We start from the raw sequence: 19,368 nt of genomic DNA on the forward strand, positions 1-19,368 counted from the left end.
GCGTTGGCGCGTTACGGGGGCATGCAGACCCTGTGGTTCATCACCAACCCGAATTCGGGCACCACGTCCGACGCGAAATGCGAAGCGCTGGAGGCCGTGTTCGCCGAGCGCGGGCTGTCGCTGGCAGGCCGGACACGCTTCTCCGCCGATCCGCTGCCGGATGGCGCCGCGCTGGATGCCGCCGGTGTCGATACGGTGGTGTTGTTCGCCGGTGACGGCACGATCAACGCGGCGCTGTGCGCCCTGACGGATTGGGAAGGGGCGTTCCTGATCCTGCCCGGCGGCACGATGAACCTGCTGGCCAAGGCGCTGCACGCCGAAACCGACCCGCACGCGATTATCCACGCTGCGCACGGCTGTGACCGGCGCGTGGCCTTGCCCTATATCGTCGCGGGCGAGCATCGCGCGTTCGTAGGTCTGATACTGGGGCCGGCAGCGGCCTGGTTCCGTGCGCGCGAGGCCGTGCGCAAGGGGCGGATCGGCCGGCTGTTCGCCGCGATACGCGGTGCCTGGCGCAAGACCTTCCACCGCCGCGGCGTCCGGATCGCGGGCGCCCCGCAGCTCGGCGACCGGTATCAGGCGGTGTTCGTCACGCCGACGCTGGCGGGGCTGGAGGTCGCCGCAGTGGACGCGCGCGACTGGGGATCGATCGTCCAGCTCGGCTGGGAATGGGTGACCGGCGACTGGATCGCCGCGCGGGCCGTGACCGAAGGCCGGACCGACCGGCTGGCACTGCGCGAGCGGGCGCCGGTACTCGCGCTGTTCGATGGCGAGCCGGCGATGCTCGATCCCGGCACTGCCATCCGCGCCGGCCGCAGCCTGGAGACCTTTATCGCCACGCGGGCGGAGGCACCGGCGACATGACACGGCTGTTCCACGTAAGCGACGTCCATTTCGGCTGCGAGGACCGCGCCGCGATCGACTGGTTCGATCATCTGGTGCGGGTGGAGCGGCCCGATGCCGTGATCATGACCGGCGACCTGACGATGCGTGCGCGTGCCGCGGAATTCGCGGCTGCGGCGGCGTGGCTGGAGGGGCTGGGCGTGCCGGTGACGGTGGAAGTCGGCAATCACGACCTGCCCTATTTCAACCCGCTCGTCCGCTTCGCCACGCCGTACCGACGCTATCGCGCGCTGGAGCGGATGATCGAACGCCCGCTGGATGTGCGGGGTGTGTCGGTGGTGCCGCTCAAGACGACGGCGCGGTTCCAGTGGCGTTTCAACTGGTCGAAGGGCCATGTGAGCCTGCACGCGCTGCAACAGTCGCTGGCGCTGGCCGAGGCGGTGCCGCAGGGCGACCTGATCTTCGTGGCGGCGCATCACCCGCTGACGGAAGCCGGCACGCGCGCAACCTCCCATACGCGCCACGGCGCACGGGCGCTGGCGGCGCTGGCGGCGGCCGGCGCGCACGCGGTGCTGACCGGCCATGTCCATGATCCGTTCGACCGCGTGCACCGCGTGGGCGACCGGACGATCCGTCTGGTCGGCGCCGGCACCTTGTCGCGCCGCACGCGCGACCGCCCGCCTTCGTTCAACGAGATTCTGGTGGAGGGCGGCGACTTCGCCACCCGCGCCCGTTTCCAGGGCGAGGGGAGCGTGGTTCTCTAGAGCGGACCGGCTTCCAGAGGCGTTCCTCAATCCCTCGAACGGGTGAAAGGGCTCTTTCGCTCCCCTCCCTGCCTTGCAGGGAGGGGCCGGGGGTGGGTCCGCCGCCGTCAGGCGGCGGGTCGCGAACGCTACACGGGACGAGGGAGTCTGTGCGCGCGCGGACGCGCGCCCCCACCCCCAGCCCCTCCCCTTCAGGGAGGGGAGCGAAAGAGCCGAAGGTCGATCGTCCTGGGCGTTACGCCCGGAAGAGCGACAGCGGCCCGCGTCCCGCGGTGGACCAGGTCGTCCAGTTCGGGAATACATAGGGCATGTCGGCATCGGCAACGCCGTGCCAGCGCGCAATCGCGCCCAGATATTCTTCCTGCGCGGTGCTCGGCACGAACCGGCCCTGCTGGGTGATGTCGTCCGCGCCGCCCAGCGTGGGGTCCGGATAGGTGCCGAACACGCCGCCGGGCGTGACATCGCCGCCCATCACCAGATGATTGTTGCCCCAGGCATGGTCCGTACCGCTCTGCGCATTGCCCAGATAGGTGCGGCCGAAATCGCTCATCGTGAAGGCGGTGACATTCTGTGCCAGACCGAGCGCCTTCATCGCATTGTAGAAACCGGCCATCGCCATCGCGAGTTCGCCCAGCAGCCCGGCGTGCGTGCCGGCCGCAGTGTTCCCCGCCTGCACCTGTCCCGAGTGATTGTCGAACCCGCCCTGGCTGACCAGGAAGGTCTGGCGGTTATGGCCCAGCGTACCGCTTGCCTGGATCATCTGGGCAACGCGGATCAGCTGCTTCGACAGATCGCTGGTCAGCGCCGCACCGGTGGCGGGGTTCACGAAATAGCTGGCGAGGGTGCTGCTGCCGGACAGGATGGTGTTGGCCGTGACAGCCTGGGCATAGCCATTGGTGATGTCGCGGGCGACGCCGCTGGTCACTGCATCGAAGCCGCTGCCGTCTGCCACGGCGGTGATGGCGTCGTTCTTCGGGCTGCTTCCTGCCGTATAGCCGGAGCGCACGATCGTACCGGTCGAGGGCAGCACCAGCCCGCTGCCCTGGCGGCCGATGATCGCCAGCGCCGATCCGGAAATCGACATCAGCGGCGGCAGGCTGCCTCCGGTCATCCGGTCGGCCATGCGACCCATGAAGCCGTCGGTATTGGCTTCGCGGGCGCGCAGCCCCTGCCAATGTGCCTGCTCGTCGGCATGGCTCATCAGGTTGCTGGGCCGCAGATCGGTGCGCGACTGGTAGGTCGCCTTGGTCAGCGGCGCGAACAGCGTGCCGGTGTTGAGGACCAGCGACAGCGAGCCTTCGTCCCACACAGGCCGCAGGGCCGACATCGCCGGATGCAGCGCATAGCTGGCGTTGGTCAGCGGCGTCAGCGCCGACCGGGCGATACCGACCGGACCGCGCGAAGCGAGATAGGCGGAATGCCGGGCATCGGTGGGGATCACCATGTTCCAGCCGTCATTGCCGCCATAGAGGAAAATGCCGACCATCGCCCGGAAGCTGCTGGCAGGCGCGGCAATGGCGGCGGTGCGGCCCAGCTGGCCCATGGCCGCAAGCGCGCCGGTGCCGGCAGTGAGGCGAACGAAGTCGCGACGGGAAAGCGTCATGATGGGGGCTCCCTTAGCGGTCGACCAGGAACAGCGGGCTGGTGGCGGCGATGTAGAGCAGCATCTGTGCCCGCTTGCGCGCCTGCGTCGCGGCGTCGGTGTTGGTAATGGCGTTGGCGGCGGCCTTCAGCTTGTCGCGCTGGGCCTGGGTCATCGTCTGGCCGAACATCAGCAGATCGACCCGCGTGATCATCGAGTCCGTGTCGGTGCCGAACGCTTCCCAGTCGGCCCAGGCCGCCTTGCTGCCCGAATTGACCGGCAGGGCGGAGTTGGACACCCATTCGCTGGTCGCCGCGCTGTCGGCGTTGATCGTCCAGTCATAGACCAGATTGTGCAGCTTGATGACGCTGGCCGTGTTGAACAGCTTCGATACCGGGCTGTAGAGCGTGGTGCTGCCCGGCAGCGGATAGTCGATCGGATAGAAGTTGAACACCGAGGGCGCCCGCATCACCGGCTGGCCCAGGCTGGAGTCGCGGTTGGTGAACATGAAGCCGTCGGTCACCATCCCCATGGCGCGGACCAGGCTGGTCATCACCAGGATCGGTTCCTTCAGCTTGCCGATGGTGGTGGCGGAGGCGTTGCGCGCCTCGCTGTCGGTAAGGATCGCGCGGACCACTGCCTTCAGATCGCCGCGCACGCCATTGCCGTTATCGGCAAACACGGCCGAGACCCGGCCGATATAGGCGGGGCTGGGATTGGGCGTCACCAGATGCGCGATCAGGTGGCGGGCGACGAAGGGCGCCGTCGAGGCATTGCTGAACGCGGCATCGACGACCGCATTGACGCTGGCGTCCTGGCTGGCGCCGGCCGGCACGACCGCGCCCAGGAAGCGCTTTTCGGCGCTGTCATAGCGGCTGGGCACCGTGATCATCGGCTGCGAATAGTCGCGCGCGGCATTGTCGGTGATCGGCGCACCGCCCAGCCGCGCATAGGTCCAGCCGGTCAGTGCCCGGGCGACGCCGCGAATGTCGTCCGGCCCGTAATTGGGGATCGTCGCGCCGTTCGCATCCTTTTTCGGGGTGCCGTCCATCGCGAGCTGGTCCGGGCCCATCGAGAAGAGCTGCAGCAGTTCGCGCGCATAGTTTTCCGATGGGGCCGTCTTGTTGCTGTCGGCCATGTCGAGATAATCGCCCATATAGCCGCTGAGCGTCACTGCCTTCAGGATGTCGCGGAAATTGCCGAAGGCATTGTCCAGAAAGATCTGGTTGAACGCGGCCATGCCTGCAGCCGAGGTCACTTCCAGTTCGGAGGCGACGATCATCTGCTGCAGGGCAAAGGCCACGCGCTGGCGCAGCTGGTCCTGCCCGTTCACGGCATCGGCATAGAAGCGCATCGCCACCGGCACGCGGGTGAAGTGCAGCCGGCTGCAATTAATGTCGGTGGCCGCACAGAAATCGCGCCGCACTTCGGTGGCGGCAATATCGGAATAGGTGCTGCCGGTCGCGGCGAACTGTTCGTCCAGCCAGGCGGATACGCCGACCTGCTTGATATGGTCGACCAGCGTCTGGGTGGGGCCGAAGCTCGCCTGCTTTGCCAGCCGCACCGAATCTACCAGCGCGTTCTGGGTGGCAGTGGGGGTGGGCGTGGGCAGGCTCTGCACCACGCCGGTGCTGCCTCCGCTGCCGGAGCCGCCGCCACCGCAACCCGAAAGGGCAAACGCCATCATTGCTGCCGTGCAAAGGGCAGCTTGCCTTATCCCGATGATCACAATGTTTTCCCGCCCGTCAATGCTCAAGCATTTGTGGAGAAATGGTAGGAAAGGACTGGTTAAGAGCGGGTTTCGTCGAAACACTTATAGGACTTTAACCCACCGTATATTTGTCTCGCCTCTGTAACATTCATCCCGCGATGAGTGGCTACCACATTAAGTCCTATAAACATAGATTATGATGGGTGATGGAGTAGCAATCCGGGTATGCGGATGGAAATGGGAGATTTTTCGCGTCGCCGCTGGCGGCGGCGGTTAATGATAAAAGTTCATTAACAACAAGATGGCGCGAGCGGGTCGATGCAAAGGTCGTTGCGGGAGGCGGGCGCGCTCGGCCGGTTGCCGGAATCTTTCGGAAATTTTTTCGCGCGAAGACTGTTTTCCGAGCACTCGGACGAGGTCTGATGCCGGTTGCCAGGTCGCGGGAGCCGACGCAGGCGCGATTCGCACTCCGTGCGCGTGGAGGGGTGAGTAGATACGAAAAAGGGCGCCCGTTGCCGGACCGCCCCCTGTTTCTGGCCGCAGCCGAGACGCTTGGCGCTTCGAGAACCGGAAGCTGCGGCGGGCCTTCGACTTGCCGAACTTCTTGGGCTCGACGGCGAGGCCGTCGCGGGTCAGGAAGCGGGCCTTCTTCACCGGGGCGCGCAGCACGGGCTCATACTTGGTCGGCGCCGTCCCCAATCCACGTCGTTCAGCGTCGCATTTGTGGAACCCGAAACCTGCCGTTTGTTCATCTCCGGCGGCGAAGCTTGGAATGACGAGGCCTGGGACAAATCCGTCGCCCCGATGTCGCGGGTTGAAGGTCAGCTCCTGTCAGAAACTGACGTTCAGCGCTCGTCCGCGTCGCGTGACGTTACGACTGAAGCTGGGCCGAGTGCGGACTGGCGGCTCCCGGCCAGAGAGGGTTAAAAGCAGACGCCCATTGCCAGCTATTCCCAGGGCAACGTGCTATCCGGCGCGGCGGCAACTGTGATGGCAGACGCGGAGGACGGATCGGCGCCCGTCGTGACGACGATGGTCAGCTTCGCTCGTCGCTGCCGAAGCGCGTGCATGCGGTTGGCTGCCAGTCGGCCCTCGGCTGAGCTTTTGCCGACATGGTAACGCAGTGTCCCGAGGGCGCTGAGAAGCCGATCGATCTCGTGCGCACGCTCAGCGTCCTGAAGCTGGCCACGAAGAGCGGCATAGCCAACCCGCACCCGTTCATGAATCGAGCGCGGCGCGGTCACCCGACCACCCTCGATCGGGACGCCCGTGACGATTACGGGACGGTTGCCGGTACGGAACTGAATCTTGTGCGTCTGGAAACCGCACCTGCGCATCTCGGCCCTGATAGTTTCGATGATGGTTCCGGGTATCGCTCGGCCCGAGATGGTGAGATCGTCGACCCAGAGCGACATTTTAAGCCCCTGGGCGTCGCAGATCCGCTTGATGGCGTCGAACATCGAGCGATGAACGAGCGTTGTTAGGACCGGACTGATAGGTGATCCGAAGGGCATCTTGCCGTCGACCGAGACGAGATGGACGAGCATGCCCGCGACTTCGGCGCGAAGGCCAGCTTTATGATAGGCCCAGCGGAAGATATGTTCGCTGGTGGTTGAGGGGTAGAACTGGCGAATGTCGAGGCTGAGAAACTGCGCCTGGCCGACATGATGTTCGGCATTGTCGCGCTGGGCCCGGCCTTTGCGCGGGCTGAAGAGATAGTCGGGCTGCTTGATCTTGTTCAGGTGAAATTTCAGCCGTTCATGCACAGCGCGTAGCTTGCCATTGGGCACGGCGAGATTGCGCATCTTGCTGCCGATCAGCTCTCTGCGGCGGCTGATCCATTTGTCTTTGTCCCGGATCAGGGCCTCGAGCTGGGTCTTGGTGTAGCCAAGAAGCTCGGCAAGGTCGCGCTGGGTCAAATCCTGCACCCAGGGCGAATCCTGAAACGCATAGCGTTCGTAGCGCTGCGGTTTACGCTGCCTCACGGTCGGCCGGCTTCAGCTTTTCGAGCAGCTTGAGCACCTTGTCGGCAACAATGAGCTGCCCGCGCCGCGCGATCGGCTGGCCCTCGATTTCCTCAGCAAAGAACAGGAGTTGCGACATGCGCACGCCCACCGCTTGGCTGTAGGCTTCGAGCAGATCCATAGTGACGTTCTTGCGCGCCCCCTCCACATCGGAAACCATCGATTGGGCAACTCCGAGCTTGGCCGCCATCTCGGTCTGCGAGAAGCCGCAATAGAGGCGCAGCAGACGAAGCGCGTCATTAATGCTCTTGCGCCTAGTCATGGTGCGGCTGTCCCGAGGTCACCTGTCACTCCCGATGAAGAAAATACTTCAGAAATGACACCACCTGTCCAATCGCGATGACCACCTTCATGAGAAGAAGCCAGCGCGAAGGAGAAGGCGGCTGGTGCCGCTGCGTGCGAGGATGACGGCTCATTGATGGCTCTCCTTTCGGCCAGACCGGCGACGAAATGCCGGCCCCCGTAGGCACTGTTGAGAGCACTGTTCCGGAGCGTTTGTACCTCGGGCTTGCCGCGCCCGGTCCCGGGCGGGCGCGGCGCGCCGCTCCCCGCCGCCGAGACGCAGGTGGTAGTCGGGGAGACGATCTCCCCACAGGGCTTGTGGCCCCAGCTTCTGACGGGTTCAGTATGAGCTACCATCGCACCGCTAGCATAACCTCATCGAGATGCCGGTCAAGATAAAATATCGCGTTGAGCGATAATTCATCTTAGAGATTGCGGAGGCGGCAGCACTGAGCAGCTCGCTATTTGACAATGGTCAAAGCGAGCGGCAGCTTTCGGGATTCCCATCACCCTCCTGAAACGGCCGAAACTAGGGCGCAAAGTCGACTGGCCGGTTTACGAGGCACAAATGGCGGGTTTAGGCAAGAGCCGCCGCTCACATCAATGAAGCTGATTGTCTTAAGCTGGTCGGGAGGCGCCCCCGCGCCGCGGCTTGCTCAACGGCAGCTATGCCGGTTGCTCCCTCCAAAAGCGGTCATGTCCGCTTCCCACCAGTTCCTGCCCTTGGCGGCGACAGAACTTCGTGGAGGCGGCGGCTTGCGAGCCATCTAATGTTCCCTATATGTTTCGTTGCTGCCGGCCTTGGCGGCCGCTCTTTGATTCTGTTCGATATGCACGCGCGCCCGACGAGGGACGGACTGTGCGGCTGTGCCCGGTGTTCTTGCGGACGAGGCGCACCCCATCGTCGTGCGCCTAAACTTCCTAAACTTTGCCCCGCCGCACGGTTGCGATCCCTGCCGAAACGCGCGTGGGCCTAAACTTCCTAAACTTCGCCCCGCTGCACGGGTGCGGTCGCTGCGGAAACGCGCGTGGGCCTAAACTTCCTAAACTTCACCCCGCTGCACGGTTGCGATCCCTGCGGAAACGCGCGTGGGCCTAAACTTCCTAAACTTCACCCCGCTGCACGGGTGCGGTCCCTGCGGAAACGCGCGTACGCCTAAACTTCCTAAACTTCGGCCGGGGGCTGCCACTGCGGCGCGGGCGTTTTTCACCGCTTTCGGCCGCTCGCGACCGCCGGCAGTCTCGGACCGATCCAGGCCCGCATGCGGGCCGTGCGGAGGCTGAACGAAAAAGGGCGGCCCGTTGCCGGACCGCCCCTTGTTTCTGGCCGTAGCCGAGACGCTTAGCGCTTCGAGAACTGGAAGCTGCGGCGGGCCTTCGCCTTGCCGTACTTCTTACGCTCGACGGCGCGGCTGTCGCGGGTCAGGAAGCCGGCCTTCTTCACCGGGGCGCGCAGCACCGGCTCATACTTGGTCAGCGCCTGGGCGATGCCGTGCTTCACGGCACCGGCCTGGCCCGAAAGGCCACCACCCTTGACGGTGCAGATCACGTCATACTGGCCTTCACGCTCGGCGACGCCGAACGGCTGGTTGATGACGAGGCGCAGCGTCGGACGCGCGAAATAGGTTTCCTGGTCACGACCGTTGATCGTGATCTTGCCGGTGCCCGGCTTCAGCCACACGCGGGCCACGGCGTCCTTACGACGGCCGGTGGCATAGGCGCGGCCGAACTTGTCCAGCTCCTGTGCACGCAGCGGCGTGGTCGGGGCGGCGGGTTCGGCGATCTCGCCGGCGAGATAGGCCTCGGCGGCATTGGCGGCCGGAGCAGCCGGAGCGGCGGCGGGCTGCTGGCCCAGCGCGGCGCCCAGATCGGAAAGCGACTGGCGGTTGTCGGACATTATGCACCCACCTTGTTCTTGCGGCTCATGCCGGCGATGTCGAGAACCTCGGGGTTCTGGGCTTCATGCGGATGCGCCGAACCCGAATAGATGCGCAGGTTGCGCATCTGCTGGCGGCCGAGCGGACCGCGCGGAATCATGCGCTCCACGGCCTTCTCCAGAACGCGCTCCGGGAAGCGGCCTTCGAGAACCTTGGCAGCGGTGATGCCCTTGATGCCGCCCGCATAGCCGGTGTGCTTGTAGTACACCTTCTGACCCAGCTTCTTGCCGGTGAAACGGATCTTGTCCGCGTTGATGACGATGACATTGTCACCGCAATCGACATGCGGGGTGAAGCTGGTCTTGTGCTTGCCGCGCAGCACATTGGCGATCACCACCGCAGCACGACCGACGACGAGCCCTTCGGCGTCGACGATGTGCCACTTCTTCTCCACCTCGGCCGGCTTGACCGACTTGGTGGTCTTCATCAGCGCCTTCATGGCCTGTGACCTTTCGCGTAGAAAATGCAACGCGCCACCGTTTCCGGCAGCGCGATCGCAGTTCCTCTGACGATTCCCGGCGCAGAAGTCAAGAAAATGCGTGGGTTTGCTGACGGGTATTATAATACCATGTGATTCAGCGGGTCTCCGCAGCGATCCAGCCGGCCACGGCCGCGCCGGCTTCGACCGGCCATTGCTCGATCACCGGCAGGTCATAGCTGTGCAGCGCCGCGATCCGTTCGCGAAGCGGCCGGGCGAGGGCGGGGCGGGTCTTGAACAGGACGGGAATTTCCTCGCCCCGCTCGATGCCGCCCTGCCAGCGATAGATCGAGGTGCAGGGCGAAAGGAGGTTCGCACAGGCGGCGAGCTGCTCCGCCAGTACCGTTTCCGCGATGCGCTCGGCCTCGGCCCGGTCGGCGAAGGTGACGTAGAGCAGGGCGGTGTCGCTCACCGCCGCTGCCGCCCGATCGTGTGTGCACCCCACACGGTCGCGCAGACCAGCAGCGCGCCGGTAAGCTGGTGCGATGCCGCCAGCGCGATGTTCACACCGCTCATCACCGTGGCGATGCCGAGCAGGATCTGGATGCCAAACGCAGTGTGGATCGCGATCGACGCCGGCCGTGCCTTGGCGCGTTTCGCCGCCCGCGCCAGCACGATCAGCCCCGCGACCGCCACCCAGGCCCACCAGCGATGGATGAAATGGACGATGGCGGGATCATAGAGCGCGGCATGGAGCGGCGTTTCGCCCAGCACGGACGTGCCGGGGAAGAAATGGCCGTTCATCAGCGGCCACTGGTTGGTGACGAGCCCCGCATCGAGCCCGGCGACCAGCGCTCCATAGAAAAGCTGGACGGCAAGCAGCAGCAGGACGGCAGCGCCGAGCAAGGTCAGCCGCGCCGGCCGGGCGGCGCGGTTTTGCGCCAGCGCGCGCAGGTCCAGCATCGTCCAGATGATGCCCCCCAGCGTGAACAGCGCGGTCATAAGGTGCGTCGCCAGCCACAAATGGCTGACCGAGGTGCGGGTGTGGTTGAGGCCGGACTTGACCATCCACCATCCGAACGCACCCTGCAGTCCGCCCAGCGCCAGCAGGGCGACCAGCCGCCAGCCATAGCCGCGCGGAATGCGGCCGCGGACCCAGAACCACAGCAGCGGCAGCGCGAACACCATGCCGATCAGCCGGCCGAGCAGGCGGTGGACATATTCCCAGAAAAAGATCGCCTTGAACCCGGCGAGCGTCATGCCCTGGTTCAGTTGCTCATACTGGCCAATCTGTTTGTAATGATCGAATTCCGCCTGCCACTGCGCGTCATTGAGCGGGGGCACGATGCCGGAGATCGGTTTCCACTCGGTAATCGACAGCCCGGACTCGGTCAGCCGGGTGACGCCGCCGACCACCACCATGGCAATGATCATCGTGGCGACGAGAAACAACCAGTTGGCAAGCGCACGGGGGCGGGCGGTATCAGGAGCAAAGGCCATGCTCCTCACCTACCGCGATGCGGGCGCCGGGGGAAGCGGGCGCCCGCCGCAGGAACCTGCCCAATCGGGAAGGCGGCCCGGGACCGCCTTTCCGCAGGTGTCAGACCAGTTCTGCGAGCGCAGCCGCGCTGAAATCCTTCAGCCCTTCGCTGTCGCCGGCCTGCACCTTCTTCACCCAGTCGGCATCGCTGATCAGCGCGCGACCGACGGCAATCAGATCGAACTCGTCGCGCTCCATGCGGTCGATCAGTTTTTCCAGACCCGCCCTTTCGGCGCCCTGGCCGGCAAAGGCGGTGAGGAATTCGCCCGACAAGCCGACCGAACCGACGCTGATGGTCGGCGCGCCGGTGAGCTTCTTCGCCCAACCGGCGAAGTTCAGACCGTTCTCACCGTCAACCTCCGGGAATTCGGGTTCCCAGAAACGGCGCTGCGAGCAGTGGAGAATGTCGGCGCCGGCATCGACCAGCGGTTGCAGCCAGCTGGCCATTTCATCCGGGCTGGCGGCGAGGCGTGCGGTATAATCCTGCTGCTTCCACTGGCTGAGCCGCAGGATCACCGGAAAGTCCGGCCCCACAGCGGCGCGGACGGCCTTCACCACCTCAACGGCAAAGCGCGACCGATCGGCGATGCTCGCCCCGCCATAGCGGTCGTCGCGCGTGTTGGTACCGTCCCAGAAGAACTGGTCGATCAGATAGCCATGGGCGCCGTGAATTTCGACCGTGTCGAAGCCAAGCCGCTGTGCATCCGCCGCGGCGCGGGCAAAGGCGGCGACGGTATCGGCGATGTCTTCCTCGCTCATCGCCACGCCGCGCGGCTTGCCGGGTGCGAGCAGGCCGGAGGGGCTTTCCACCGGGGCGTCGGGTTGCCAGTCAACCTGGGTCTTGGTCGATCCGGTATGCCAGATCTGCGGCGCCATCCTGCCGCCGGCGGCATGAACCTGATCGATCACCATCTTCCAGCCCGCCAGCGCTGCCTCGCCATGGAAGAACGGGATATTGGGGTGGTTGCGCGAGGCAGGCCGGTCGATCACCGTGCCTTCGGACAGGATCAGGCCGACGCCGCCTTCGGCCCGGCGGCGGTAATAGGCCGCGTTGGCTGCGCCCGGAATCCCTTCCGGCGCGAAGGTCCGCGTCATCGGCGCCATCACGATCCGGTTGGGCAGATCGAGCGACTTGAAGCGGAAGGGACGGAACAGGACGTCGGTCGACGCGGTCATGAGAACTCCGTTGCAGTTCGAAACTGATGTAAAGCTAGGGGTTCCCGACGATCCTGCAAGATGACCCTGCAGCCGGTATGCAAATTACCGCCAGCTCGGAAACCACATCCAGTGCGTGAAGCCCTGTGCGTCGGCGAGGGGGGCGCCCGAAAGGATGGGATAGAAATAGCCGAAGCAAACCAGCGCCAGGGCCGTGTACCATTCCTCCCATCCACGCCCGCGACCGCGATCGAAATGGTCGAACGCCACCGGCAGCACCAGGCACAGGAAAATCGCCGAGAGGTGGTAATAATAATAAAAGCCGAGCGATTTCGGGATGATGATGTAGATCGCGACCGAGAAGGTCCACAGCAGCGCCATTGCCAGCGGCCGCACGGCGCGGTCGCGGAACCAGGCGGCATAGCTCGCCACCACAGCCGCCAGGCCGCCCCACATGATGACCGGATTGCCGATCAGCAGCACGCCACGCTGGGCGCCCATGTCCCATTCGTAAAAGAACCAGATCGGCCGGATCATCAGCGGCCAGCTCCACCAGCTCGACTGGTAATTGTGGTGCGGCAGAATCTGGGTCTGCGCGGCGTACATGTCGCGCTGAAGCTGGAACAGGCCCGGCAGGTCGAGCGCATCCTGGACGTAGAAGAATGCCGGCAGGAAAGTCAGAAAATAGACGGGAATGCTGATGGCGCCGAGCAATACCAGCCCGCGCGCCGTGGAAAGGCCGGGCCAGTGCGGCTGGTCCTTCAGCCAGATCGCATGGCCCAGCGGCTTCTTTGCCTTGCGTGCATCGGCGATGCGGATCGCGACAAAGGCGAGGGCGATCGCCGCCTCATAGGGGGCGGCCGACCATTTCACCGCCGTTGCCAGCCCCAGCAGCGCGCTGCCGCCGAGCCAGCGCCACAGCACTTGCCGCGGCGTGCCGCGCATCGCCCAGAGCAGGAAGACCATTGCCCAGATCAGGAATGCGCCCAGAAAGATGTCGAGCATCGCGGTGCGCGCCTGGACATAGACATTCTGGTTCAGCAGCGTCAGCAGGGCGCCGATCACCGCCGGCCGCATTCGCCGGCCCATCAGCACCCACAGAAAGGCGAAGACGCCGAGCACCGTGGCGGTGCCCGCCAGCGTCGGGAACAGGCGCCACCCAAACGGATTGTCGCCCAGCAGTTCGATGCCGGCGGCAATCAGTTCCTTGCCGAGCAGCGGATGCTCAATGTTGCGCGGGCCGGACAGTTCGATCAGCGCCTGCGCGGCCGGAACATAATGGATCTCATCGAACGAAATCCGGCTCGGCTGATCGAGATGCACCATGAAGAGTGTCTGGGCGGCGAGCCCGATCAGCAGGGCAACGATCCAGGGGCGAGTGCGCAGGGCCTTGAGGCGATCGAGCATGGCAGGGGAATAGCGGATCGCGGCCGGGGCCGAAACCAAATCCGCACGCAATAACGGCAGGCCGCTGCGCCTTATTGCAGACGCTCGACCTTCAGCCCGCGGGCGGAAAGCATGGCGGGCACGCCGTCGCTGCCGGCCAGATGCCCCGCGCCGACGGCCACAAAGACGGTGCCGGGCCGTTGCATTTGCCCGGCGATCCAGTTCGTCCAGCGGCGATTGCGTTGAACCAGCAGCGTTTCGCGCAACTCGGGATTGGCGGCGAGGTCGCTGTTGAGCAGGCGGGCCAGCCCGGCACTATCACCCTTGCTCCAGGCGTCGATCGTCGCCGCGATCTGCTTGCCGGTGTCGGGCAGCCCGGCAATCGTGCTGTCCAGCAGGCGGCGCTGTGCCGCCGCCGACAGATGGTCGAAATAGCCGAATTGCTGTTCGGCAGTTTCCAGTCCTGCCACCTTCTTGCCGGACTTGCGGGCCTGCGCCTGCAATGCCTGTTCGGCGCCATTGGCATCTGCATAGCCCAGCTTCTGTAGTGGCAGCAGGGACAGGGTGAGTGCCGCCAGCCAGGGCTCGTCGCCGTTGAGGGCCTGCGGCGGCAACCCGCCGGCGCGCAGTGCCTTGGCGAGCTTTTCGCGCTCGGCGGCAGGCAGCGCGGCGACCTTGGGCTCACCGGGCGTGCGGCCTACACGATCGAGCAATGCCTGAGTTTCTGCCGGCGGCGGCATTACGAGTTCAAGGACCAGCGTGTCGCTGCGCGCAAACGCATCGCGCACCGGGCCCGCGAACCACCGCATTTCCGGGCGGAGCATATGGACGGTGCCGAACAGATAGACCGTCGTGTCGCCGTCCCGGACCGCCCAAAGCGCGGGCTTCGCGTCCGGGCCCGGCGTGCTGCAGCTGCCGAGAAGCAGGGCAAGGGCGAAAACCAGCGGTCGGAGCATCGACATTGCCGTGCTTTAGCCGAAGCGGGCAGGGGGGGATATGAAAACGACCGGGGATTGCTCCCCGGTCGCTTCGATTTTCCGATGGGCGGTCTCGGGACGAGCGCGGCTCGCCCCGTGCAGCTCAGGCTCAGGCGAACAGCTTCGCCCAGCCGCGCTTGGCGCGATCCTTCCAATAGCCGCGGTGGTAGGCGTCAGACGCCAGCAGCGGCATCACCGAACCGGCCTCCGCGAACACCATCTGCTCGATGCCGGTGTTCACCTTGCCCCAGCTCGCGGCTTCCTGCAGCGTCGAGGACGAGCAGGCGCCATCGCGCACGTCGGCAACGGTGATCTGCACGGCGTACTTGTGGACTTCCACATCCTCATGGCCCAGGATTTCGGCGCAGACGACAGTGTCCTGGATGAAGTTCTTCGGTACGCCGCCGCCGATCATCAGCAGGCCGGTGGTGCCCGCCTGAATCTTGATCTCGGTCAGCTCGCGGAAGTCCGCGACTGCGTCGATCATCAGGTACGGCTTGCCTGCCTTCATCTGGTCGACCTGATGCTTGACGAGGCCGAAGCCGGCGGAGCTGTCGACGAATGCCGGGCAGAAGATCGGCACGTCATGCTCATAGGCGAGCTTGACCAGGCTGTTTTCCTTCTTGCCGTGCTCCGACAGATAACGGCCCATCTCGCGGATGAAGGCGCGGCTCGAATAGGCCTTGGGCTCCAGCTCGTTCGCGATCTTGTTGATCGTGAAGTCGCAGTCCTGGAGCTGCTCCTCATCGATATAGGTGTCGTAGATGCGGTCGATGTAGAGCGAACGCAGCGTGTCGTCGTCGGGGATCTCGAGCGCCTGATAGTGCTTGTGGCCCAGCCCTTCGAAGAAATCCATGTCGACGATGGTGGCGCCAGTGGCGACGATCACGTCGACCATGTTGTTGCGCACCAGCTCGGCATAGAGATCCATGCATCCGCCGGCCGAGGTGGAGCCCGCGATCACGAGGCAGACCGTGCAGTCCTTGTCGGCCAGCATGTCGTTGTAGATCTTGGTGGCGCGGCCCAGATCGCGGCTGGTGAAGCTCATATCGGCCATCGCATCGACGATCGGGCGCGCGTCGAAGCTCTTGATGTCGATGTGTTTGACCTGCTTGGATAGCAGCTCGGCCTTGCGCGTGTCGTTGATCGGGGCGTTGGCCGCCGCGGTCTTGGTGAGGCTGTCGGACATGGGAACTCCCAATTCTTCACATGCCGCCGTCATTCAAAGGGGACGCGGAAACCCATATAATCCCCTACCGCTTGGCGGAAGGGTCAGGGGAGGGGCCGTTCGGCCGCTCCTGTGCAGGAACACGCCATGCCCTCCCCCGACCCCTCCCGCAAGCGGGAGGGGAGCGAGGTCGGATAAGACGTGCTGATTACAGCTTGACGACGTTCGACGGGGCGGCGGCCGCCTCGTCTTCGCCGGTGTAGAGCGACACCATTGGCTCATCGTCGACGATCACGGTGTCGCCGGCGGTGAAGCCGTTGAAACCGGTACGCATCGCCGCGCCATAGGCGCCGAGCATGCCGATTTCGATATAGTCACCTGCCTGGATATCGGCCGGCAGCTCGAACGGGCCGGCCATGCGATCCATATCGTCGCAGGTCGGGCCATAGAAGCTGAAGCCCATATCCTTGGCGTGCGAATCCGGTTCGCGCAGCAGGCGGACCGGGAAGCGCCAGCCGATATGCGCCGCATCGAACAGCGCGCCATAGGCGCCGTCGTTGATGTACAGCTCGTCACCGCGGCGCTTTTCGACGCGCACGATCAGCGAGCTATATTCGGCGCACAGCGCACGGCCCGGCTCCGCCCACAGTTCCGCCGAATAGGAAATCGGCAGGCTTTCGAAGGCGCGGTGGATCGTCGCGAAATAGCGCTCGAGCGGCGGCGGCTCCATGCCGGGATAGCTGGACGGGAAACCGCCGCCCACATCGACGACGTCGACGGTGACGCCGGCCTCGACGATTGCGATCCGGGCGCGTTCCATCGCATTGGCATAGGCTTCGGGCGACATCGCCTGGCTGCCGACATGGAAGCAGATGCCCAGGGCATCGGCGACCTGACGGACGGCGATCAGCAGCTCCTTGCTCTCGCCCGGGCCGACGCCGAACTTCGACGCGAGGCTGAGCTTCGAGTGATCGGAGGAAACGCGCAGCCGCACGCAAAGGGTGAGATCGGTCGCGCCCTTGGTGGCGCGGACGATCTTGTCCAGCTCTTCCATGCTGTCCAGGCTGAAGACGCGAACGCCGTGCTCGAAATAGGCCTCGGCAATGGCTTCTTCAGCCTTTACCGGGTGCATGAAGCACAGCGTCGCTTCCGGCGCGACGCCGGAGACGAGCCGAACCTCTGCGATCGAGGCGACGTCGAAATGCGTGATTCCGACCTCCCACAGGATCTGGATCAGATCCGGCGAGGGATTAGCCTTTACGGCATACATCGAGCGGCCCGGGAACTTCTCAGCGAAGAACCGGGCTGCACGCGATGCAGCGTGCGGGCGGACGAGCGTAACCGGCTGAACCGGACGAAGCTTAGCGATATCGGCAACACGGGTGGTGCCGGTGAGGGTGGTCGCTAACCCCAGCGCGCGATGATGCTTGTGCAACTCAAGGGACCTCCAAGTGCCTGACGGCGAACGTTGACGAAAGCTGCCTTGCGGTTGGAAGTCCCATGGGGCAGCGGAAGGCGGCACATATGCGCGTCGGACCCCCATGTAAAGTGATTCGAGGGTCCGTTTTTATACGGCGAGGGCTTTTTGTGACGATTTTGCGACAACCTACCCGGGCGGGGGTGCGAGATGCGGCCGCGAAGCTGTCGGCGATCCTGCCGCCGACGCCGCTCTTTGTGCAGGACGTGCGCGGCGTACCAGTCGCGTTCAAGGCGGAAAGCCTTCAGCCGATCGGCGCGTTCAAGGTCCGCGGGGCGTGGCACCGGCTGACCGCGATCGATGATTCCATGCGGGGCAAAGGTGTGGTCGCCTTCTCCTCGGGCAACCATGCGCAGGGTGTGGCCTGGGCTGCGAAGCGGCTGAGCATTCCCGCCGTGATTGTGATGCCCGACGACGCTCCGAAGGTGAAGCTGGAAGCGACGCTGGCGCTGGGGGCGGAAGTGGTCCGCTACGATCGCGCGACCGAGAGCCGCGAAAAGATCGCGGCGCATCTGGCCCATGCGCGCGGTGCCGTGCTGGTGCCCAGCTTCGACGATCCGTGGATCATCGAAGGGCAGGGCAGCGCCGCGATCGAGGCGGCGAAGCAGATGGCGGAGGCAGGGCTCGACGCGCCGAATCGCGTGCTGGTGCCGTGCGGTGGCGGCGGGCTGGCGGCGGGCACTGCGCTGGCGCTGCCCGAGGCGGAGATACTGCCGGTCGAACCCGAAGGATGGGACGATATGCGGCGCAGCCTGGAGGCAGGGTGGATTGAGCCGGTCGGCGAATACCCACCGCTGACGGCGTGCGACGCATTGCAGACCCCGTGCGTCTCGCAACTGACCTTCGACGTGCTGTCGCGGCGCGGTGCGGTGGGCGTCGCTGTCAGCGAGGCCGAGATTCGTGCGGCGCAGCGCTGGGCGGCGGCGAAATTGCGACTGGTGGTAGAGCCGGGCGGAGCCGTCGGTCTTGCTGCGCTGCTGGCCGGCAAGGTGGCGGCAGAAGCGGGAACGCTGGTGATCCTCTCCGGCGGTAATGTCGATCCCGAGGATTACGCCCGCGCGATCGGCGGTGCGGCGTGAGCGGTGTGGCAGGCGTTGCGCCGCTGGCGATGAGCATTGCGGTGCTGGCAGTTTTGGCGCTGGTTTGGGGCGGCGTGGTCGTGCTCCGCCAGGGCGATCGGCTGCGCGGGGTGCTGATGCTGGTGTGCGCCCTCGTCATTCTGGGCAATGTGCTGATCTGGACGGTGTAACGAGGCCGGCGCGGCAGATCACGCGGCGCCATCGTCAATCGCTGGCTCAGTGCGGTGCTGTCGCCGCGCTGAGCCAGTGGTGGATTAGCGGATCGGGCAGTTGGGATCGAGCCGCATGTCGAGATAACGATCGACCGAGCCCATCAGGTGATCCATTTCGTGCTCGAAGAAGTGATTCGCGCCCGGAATGGTGTCGTGATGGATGGTGATGTGCTTCTGGGTGCGCAGCTTGTCGACCAGCTTCTGCACGGCCCCGGGCGTCACCACCTCGTCCTGCTCACCCTGAATGATGATGCCCGAGCTGGGGCAGGGGGCGAGGAAGGTGAAGTCGAACATGTTCGCCGGCGGCGCGATCGAGATGAAACCGCGAATTTCCGGGCGGCGCATCAGCAGTTGCATGCCGATCCACGCGCCGAAGCCGAAGCCCGCGACCCAGGTGGACGATGCTTCCTGGTGGAAGCTCTGCACCCAGTCGAGCGCGCTCGCCGCGTCGGAGAGCTCGCCGATACCGTTGTCGAACGTGCCCTGGCTCTTGCCGACGCCGCGGAAATTGAAGCGCAGCGTCGCGAAGCCGCGGCGCTGGAAGGTCTTGTAGAGATCCTGGACGATGCGGTTGTTCATCGTGCCGCCTGCATTGGGATGCGGGTGGAGAATCATCGCCACCGGCGCGCGCGGACGGGGAGCGGGGGCGAAGCGGCCTTCGAGACGACCTTCGGGTCCGGGAAAAATGACTTCGGGCAAAGCAGATCCTGTCGATTGGGCAAGTGCGCGATGGAGCGCAGAACGTCGTCGCTATATAGGCAGCGCGGCATCGGACGCAATTGGAACGGTAGTGGGTGCTGTTTACGTTCGAGC

Annotated in this window: 18 protein-coding genes and 1 pseudogene; 4 read left to right on the forward strand and 15 right to left on the reverse strand. The window is 65.2% G+C overall.

What is annotated here, in order from left to right:
- Window positions 1-21 precede the first annotated feature (21 nt).
- On the forward strand, window positions 22-864 hold the full coding sequence (locus ACT53K_RS03425) for a diacylglycerol/lipid kinase family protein (protein ID WP_476227125.1): 843 nt from the start codon (window positions 22-24) through the stop codon (window positions 862-864).
- Window positions 861-1,607 (forward strand): metallophosphoesterase family protein, encoded by a 747-nt coding sequence (locus ACT53K_RS03430; protein ID WP_476227126.1) that lies wholly within the window; start codon window positions 861-863, stop codon window positions 1,605-1,607. The genes ACT53K_RS03425 and ACT53K_RS03430 overlap by 4 nt, the downstream gene beginning before the upstream one ends.
- 235 nt (window positions 1,608-1,842) lie before the next feature.
- On the opposite strand, the gene ACT53K_RS03435 is transcribed toward ACT53K_RS03430, so the two are convergent.
- The 14 genes and pseudogenes from ACT53K_RS03435 to ACT53K_RS03500 form a co-directional block, all read right to left on the reverse strand.
- A complete protein-coding gene (locus ACT53K_RS03435; RefSeq protein ID WP_476227127.1) occupies window positions 1,843-3,210 on the reverse strand; it encodes a DUF1501 domain-containing protein in 1,368 nt (455 codons plus the stop codon).
- Window positions 3,211-3,223: 13 nt separating this feature from the next.
- Entirely contained in the window at window positions 3,224-4,876 is a 1,653-nt protein-coding gene (locus ACT53K_RS03440) for a DUF1800 domain-containing protein (protein WP_476227128.1), read from the reverse strand.
- Between the two features lie 579 nt (window positions 4,877-5,455).
- A pseudogene (gene rpsI / locus ACT53K_RS03445) lies at window positions 5,456-5,725 on the reverse strand (30S ribosomal protein S9); the annotation flags it as partial.
- A 122-nt stretch (window positions 5,726-5,847) separates the two neighbouring features.
- Window positions 5,848-6,885 (reverse strand): reverse transcriptase family protein, encoded by a 1,038-nt coding sequence (locus tag ACT53K_RS03450; RefSeq protein WP_476227129.1) that lies wholly within the window; start codon window positions 6,883-6,885, stop codon window positions 5,848-5,850.
- On the reverse strand, window positions 6,872-7,186 hold the full coding sequence (locus tag ACT53K_RS03455) for a helix-turn-helix domain-containing protein (RefSeq protein WP_476227130.1): 315 nt from the start codon (window positions 7,184-7,186) through the stop codon (window positions 6,872-6,874). The genes ACT53K_RS03450 and ACT53K_RS03455 overlap by 14 nt, the downstream gene beginning before the upstream one ends.
- Before the next feature lie 1,362 nt (window positions 7,187-8,548).
- Window positions 8,549-9,103, reverse strand: coding sequence for a 30S ribosomal protein S9 (gene rpsI / locus ACT53K_RS03460; RefSeq protein ID WP_476227131.1), 555 nt, complete (start codon window positions 9,101-9,103; stop codon window positions 8,549-8,551).
- Complete coding sequence (rplM, locus tag ACT53K_RS03465) at window positions 9,103-9,582, reverse strand: 50S ribosomal protein L13 (RefSeq protein ID WP_476227132.1); 480 nt, start codon at window positions 9,580-9,582, stop codon at window positions 9,103-9,105. The genes rpsI (ACT53K_RS03460) and rplM overlap by 1 nt, the downstream gene beginning before the upstream one ends.
- 136 nt (window positions 9,583-9,718) lie before the next feature.
- Complete coding sequence (cutA, locus tag ACT53K_RS03470) at window positions 9,719-10,033, reverse strand: divalent-cation tolerance protein CutA (RefSeq protein ID WP_476227133.1); 315 nt, start codon at window positions 10,031-10,033, stop codon at window positions 9,719-9,721.
- Window positions 10,030-11,061, reverse strand: coding sequence for a COX15/CtaA family protein (locus tag ACT53K_RS03475; RefSeq protein WP_476227135.1), 1,032 nt, complete (start codon window positions 11,059-11,061; stop codon window positions 10,030-10,032). Before ACT53K_RS03475 ends, cutA begins: the two co-directional genes overlap by 4 nt.
- A 100-nt stretch (window positions 11,062-11,161) precedes the next feature.
- Window positions 11,162-12,277: an NADH:flavin oxidoreductase gene (locus ACT53K_RS03480; RefSeq protein WP_476227136.1), complete on the reverse strand. Its 1,116-nt coding sequence runs from the start codon at window positions 12,275-12,277 to the stop codon at window positions 11,162-11,164.
- An 84-nt stretch (window positions 12,278-12,361) separates the two neighbouring features.
- Window positions 12,362-13,702, reverse strand: a complete 1,341-nt coding sequence (locus tag ACT53K_RS03485) for a phospholipid carrier-dependent glycosyltransferase (protein WP_476227137.1) — start codon at window positions 13,700-13,702, stop codon at window positions 12,362-12,364.
- A 32-nt stretch (window positions 13,703-13,734) separates the two neighbouring features.
- Window positions 13,735-14,604, reverse strand: coding sequence for a TraB/GumN family protein (locus ACT53K_RS03490; protein WP_476227138.1), 870 nt, complete (start codon window positions 14,602-14,604; stop codon window positions 13,735-13,737).
- Window positions 14,605-14,728: 124 nt separating this feature from the next.
- A complete protein-coding gene (locus ACT53K_RS03495) occupies window positions 14,729-15,808 on the reverse strand; it encodes a 1,9-bis(guanidino)-5-aza-nonane synthase (RefSeq protein ID WP_476227139.1) in 1,080 nt (359 codons plus the stop codon).
- Window positions 15,809-15,995: 187 nt separating this feature from the next.
- The gene (locus ACT53K_RS03500; RefSeq protein ID WP_476227140.1) at window positions 15,996-17,222 is read right to left on the reverse strand and encodes a type III PLP-dependent enzyme; all 1,227 of its coding nucleotides are present in this window, start codon (window positions 17,220-17,222) and stop codon (window positions 15,996-15,998) included.
- A 152-nt stretch (window positions 17,223-17,374) separates the two neighbouring features.
- Between ACT53K_RS03500 and ACT53K_RS03505 the strand changes: the two genes are divergently transcribed.
- Window positions 17,375-18,343 (forward strand): threonine ammonia-lyase, encoded by a 969-nt coding sequence (locus ACT53K_RS03505; RefSeq protein WP_476227141.1) that lies wholly within the window; start codon window positions 17,375-17,377, stop codon window positions 18,341-18,343.
- Window positions 18,340-18,513 (forward strand): hypothetical protein, encoded by a 174-nt coding sequence (locus ACT53K_RS03510; protein ID WP_476227142.1) that lies wholly within the window; start codon window positions 18,340-18,342, stop codon window positions 18,511-18,513. The genes ACT53K_RS03505 and ACT53K_RS03510 overlap by 4 nt, the downstream gene beginning before the upstream one ends.
- Before the next feature lie 84 nt (window positions 18,514-18,597).
- Here ACT53K_RS03510 and ACT53K_RS03515 read toward each other — a convergent pair whose 3' ends face one another.
- Window positions 18,598-19,254: an alpha/beta hydrolase gene (locus tag ACT53K_RS03515; RefSeq protein ID WP_476227143.1), complete on the reverse strand. Its 657-nt coding sequence runs from the start codon at window positions 19,252-19,254 to the stop codon at window positions 18,598-18,600.
- Between the last annotated feature and the right edge of the window lie 114 nt (window positions 19,255-19,368).

The sequence above is a fragment of the Sphingomonas sp. DMC8 genome, assembly GCF_056314185.1.

Bases quoted from the DNA above. Each gene is read 5' to 3' on its own strand.
- ACT53K_RS03425 (WP_476227125.1), top strand. From the start codon at position 22: ATGCAGACCCTGTGGTTCATCACCAACCCGAATTCGGGCACCACGTCC.
- ACT53K_RS03430 (WP_476227126.1), top strand. From the start codon at position 861: ATGACACGGCTGTTCCACGTAAGCGACGTCCATTTCGGCTGCGAGGAC.
- ACT53K_RS03435 (WP_476227127.1), bottom strand. From the start codon at position 3,210: ATGACGCTTTCCCGTCGCGACTTCGTTCGCCTCACTGCCGGCACCGGC.
- ACT53K_RS03440 (WP_476227128.1), bottom strand. From the start codon at position 4,876: ATGATGGCGTTTGCCCTTTCGGGTTGCGGTGGCGGCGGCTCCGGCAGC.
- ACT53K_RS03455 (WP_476227130.1), bottom strand. From the start codon at position 7,186: ATGACTAGGCGCAAGAGCATTAATGACGCGCTTCGTCTGCTGCGCCTC.
- rpsI (WP_476227131.1), bottom strand. From the start codon at position 9,103: ATGTCCGACAACCGCCAGTCGCTTTCCGATCTGGGCGCCGCGCTGGGC.
- rplM (WP_476227132.1), bottom strand. From the start codon at position 9,582: ATGAAGGCGCTGATGAAGACCACCAAGTCGGTCAAGCCGGCCGAGGTG.
- ACT53K_RS03475 (WP_476227135.1), bottom strand. From the start codon at position 11,061: ATGGCCTTTGCTCCTGATACCGCCCGCCCCCGTGCGCTTGCCAACTGG.
- ACT53K_RS03480 (WP_476227136.1), bottom strand. From the start codon at position 12,277: ATGACCGCGTCGACCGACGTCCTGTTCCGTCCCTTCCGCTTCAAGTCG.
- ACT53K_RS03490 (WP_476227138.1), bottom strand. From the start codon at position 14,604: ATGTCGATGCTCCGACCGCTGGTTTTCGCCCTTGCCCTGCTTCTCGGC.
- ACT53K_RS03495 (WP_476227139.1), bottom strand. From the start codon at position 15,808: ATGTCCGACAGCCTCACCAAGACCGCGGCGGCCAACGCCCCGATCAAC.